General features: G+C 56.0%; 3 protein-coding genes. All 3 read right to left on the reverse strand.

The genetic code is table 11. The features are described 5' to 3' along the window. Nucleotides 1-116 precede the first annotated feature (116 nt). The 3 genes from FSO04_RS45315 to FSO04_RS45325 are packed head-to-tail and all read right to left on the reverse strand — an operon-like array spanning nt 117 to nt 3,273. Nucleotides 117-1,115 (reverse strand): tyrosine-type recombinase/integrase, encoded by a 999-nt coding sequence (locus FSO04_RS45315; RefSeq protein WP_154567930.1) that lies wholly within the window; start codon nt 1,113-1,115, stop codon nt 117-119. After that, nucleotides 1,112-2,044 (reverse strand): tyrosine-type recombinase/integrase, encoded by a 933-nt coding sequence (locus FSO04_RS45320; RefSeq protein WP_154567932.1) that lies wholly within the window; start codon nt 2,042-2,044, stop codon nt 1,112-1,114. The genes FSO04_RS45315 and FSO04_RS45320 overlap by 4 nt, the downstream gene beginning before the upstream one ends. After that, the gene (locus tag FSO04_RS45325) at nt 2,041-3,273 is read right to left on the reverse strand and encodes a site-specific integrase (RefSeq protein ID WP_154567934.1); all 1,233 of its coding nucleotides are present in this window, start codon (nt 3,271-3,273) and stop codon (nt 2,041-2,043) included. Before FSO04_RS45325 ends, FSO04_RS45320 begins: the two co-directional genes overlap by 4 nt. Nucleotides 3,274-3,399: the final 126 nt, after the last annotated feature.

Raw genomic sequence — 3,399 nt, forward strand, 5'->3', positions numbered from 1 at the left:
CAACTATGCCGCGTTCGTGGCAATGCCGATCAAGCCGGGATTGGATCACGATGATGCTTGTAAAGAGCCCGCGGGAGGTCATTCTTAGGTCGCCCGGATCGGCATAGTTTTAATGGCTATAGACTCTTGAGAAACGTCGCGAGCTTACTGTCAGGCCGGTATCGTACGGGCTTGCCATCATGTGGTCCGACACGAGCGAGAATTTTTTCCTTCATCTCCAGACTGGCATCCAGGTACATCTGGGTTGTCTGGAGCGATTCATGGCCCATCCACAGGGCAATGTTGAATGGATCCACACCAGCTTGCAGTAATTCCATGGCTGCCGTGTGCCTCAGCACGTGCGGCGTCACTCGTTTCTTTCGCAGTGAAGGACATCCCCTGGCAGCCTGGGTAGTGTACTTTTTCAGGAGACGTTGTACCGCGTCCGGACTGAGATGGCCACCTCGAATACTCGGGAACAGCGCATCACTGTTGGGTATGCGAGGCTCTTTCATCCAGGCTTTTAGAATAGCGGCGGTCTGCTTGCTAAAAGGGGTGACGCGCTGTTTTCGACCTTTACCCACAACATCAATGTGCGCGCCTGTGCCGAGGGTCACGTCCTCGCGTGTGAGGCCGGTCATTTCCGACACACGAAGTCCTGTCTCCACACCCAGTCGGAGTAAAGCATGATCGCGACGACCACACCAGGTGCGCTTATCGGGTGCGGCGAGCAGCGCCTTGACTTCCGGCCGCGTCAGAAAGTGAATGAGCCTGCGATCGTAGCGTTTGCCGGGCATCGACAGCACGCGCTGGATCTGCGCGGAATACGCTGGCGCCTCGAAGGCCGCGTAACGGAAGAACGAGCGAATCGCCGTCAGGCGCAGATTCCGGGTGCGGACACTGATGGCCCGGGTCTTCTCCAGATCATTCAGAAACGCCGTCACGAGCGGCGCGTTGATGTCCTCAAATGCCAGATGATCCGGTGGTTTGTGCAGTCGCTTGTAGGCAAAGCGGAGAAGCAGCCTGAACGTGTCGCGATACGAACTGATGGTGTGCGGACTGGCCTGCCGCTGTTGCATGAGACGTTCCGTAAAGAACCGCTGCACTAACGCTGGGAAGCTGACGGTAGATTTCATGACACATCCTTCCAACGATGCTCCAGGCGCTTCATCGCCTGCTTCATGAGTTCTGGGTGCTGCTCTACATACCAGTACGTATCGCTCGCCCCCTGGTGCCCGAGGAAGGTCGACAGTACCGGCAACCAACGCACCGGGTCTTTACCCGATCGGTCTAACCTCATCAGCGTCGTGACCGCAAATAGATGCCGATAGTCGATCAGGCGCGGGGCGCGCCTTGTTGATGAATCGCGTAGACCAATTTCCCGTGTGAGCGCCGTAAATGTATGAGAAACCATGTCTCCATTGAGAGGCTTGCCTTGCGAAGTGATGAACACATGGGCTTCCGGGCGCCCAGCAAGACATCGTTCACGACGTTGAAGATAGTCTGCAAGTGCATCTCGAGTGGAGGAATGAATGGGAACCCATCTCGACTTGCCAAATTTGCTTCCCCGCACCGTCAGCACGCATTCTTTCAAGTCAACGTCTTCAAGTTCCAGATTGACCGCTTCACCAGGGCGCAAGCCCGTGACGCTTAGCAAACCTATCAGCGTAAAATAAGTCCACCGCCGGAGTCCCGATGCCGGAGGAAGAGCCAGTGCGGCGGCCAATATCTTCTCGGTTTCCTCATCGGTGTAAAGGTAGGGAGCGCGCCGATGATACCGGTGCGGCAACAATTCGGCCCGTGGAATCTCTGTGTGCGGATCGAAGGCACTCAGATAGCGTGCAAAGCCACGCACTACACCCAATCGCTGAGCCCAGATCACTGGTTGAACCTTCGGAGATTTTTGTGCCCAGGTCAACGCAAGTGACGCACTAATGTGAGAGGCCCGACGCCGTTCCATATAGCAGACGAAGTCTTCCAGCCGTTGGCCTGCTTCATGGAGTTTGAATCCCAAGCGACGACGCATCGTCAGGTATTCTTCCATTGATTTGCGTAACGTACTCATGGTCGGGGGCTCGGCCATGGCGGCGCCAAGGCCCGCAGTGAATCCAGATCGACCTTCGCGTATATTCTCGTCGAGTCGGGATTTTTGTGGCGCAAGACCTCGCTAATCTCGGCCAACGAAGATCCTTGATGCAGCATCTGCGTCGCTAGCGCATGCCGGAATTGATGGGCTCCTTTTCTCGGCGAATCGATACCAGCCCGCTCCAGCGCGTATCTGACTACGTTGCTTACCGCTTTTTCCGTCTTGAAGCCACGAATCGGCGCGTTTATTCGCAGGAAGACACGCCGACTCTCGGAGTCGGCGCGACCGTTTTTCAGGTAGTCGGCGATCGCTTCACCCACCGGTGCGAGTAATGGCAACAGCGACTCCAGACCGCCTTTTCCGTGAACGTTCAGCGTGCCGGTTTCCCAATCGATGTCATCCAACGTCAAGGAAACCACCTCGCCACCGCGCAATCCCAGCCGGGCAAGGAGGAGCAGGATCGCGTAATCCCGCCGGCCGATGGGGCGCCGCCGGTCGCAACTGGCCAACGCTCGTCTGGCATGCTCAGGGGATATCGCTTTGGGGATTGACGCCATTGACCAGTGGGCGACCCAGGGGATCACCGCAGCGAGGTCAAGCCTGATCAACCCTCGATAACGCGCATACTGCAAGAACGAGCGCAACACCATTGTCATCGCTTGCGCTCGCGTGGGACTTTGAGCGGCCTCATGCCGAACAAAGTCGATTATCTCGTGGGCGCGGAGATCCGAGAGCCGTGTTGCTCCATCACCGAACTGCTCTGTTAAAAACAAACGCGCACACCACCGATATTTCCTGATCGTCGTGGCTGCCAGGCCTCGTTCCTGGTGCAGATACAAAGCGTAGTCGTTTACCAATTCTTCAACTGGTGTCTGCGCAACGGGCGCGTCCCTTGCAACGATTCCATTTTCTTGCAGCAATTGTACAAAGCGTCGTAGCGCATATTTTTCGCCCTTCCGATGACAGCGGTGGTGTTCTCGGTAGTGCAGATAACGCTGCGCAGTTTCATGAGTCACTTCCTCAATCGACAGTTTCTTGCACTTGAGCCACACGCTGAAATCGGCAACGAGAAGCAAGTGCCTTCGAATAGACTCCTGCGCGTAACCTTGATCATTCAGCAGACCTTCAAATGCACCGAGGTGTTCAGCAAGGGGGCCCTTGGGTGTATCGAGTGAGTGCGACCGCGTTTTGAGGTACAACTTCTCCATGACCTGCGCCTCTTGTAAAAGCGGGTCCAATATCAATCAGACTATGCCGATCAGGTTTCGTTCATCGCCCTTGAATTTGCATTCGTCACGTCCAAATCGAACATAGTTAACGATGCGGCATAGTTG

Source organism: Paraburkholderia madseniana (assembly GCF_009690905.1).
GTDB classification, from domain to species: Bacteria; Pseudomonadota; Gammaproteobacteria; order Burkholderiales; family Burkholderiaceae; genus Paraburkholderia; species Paraburkholderia madseniana.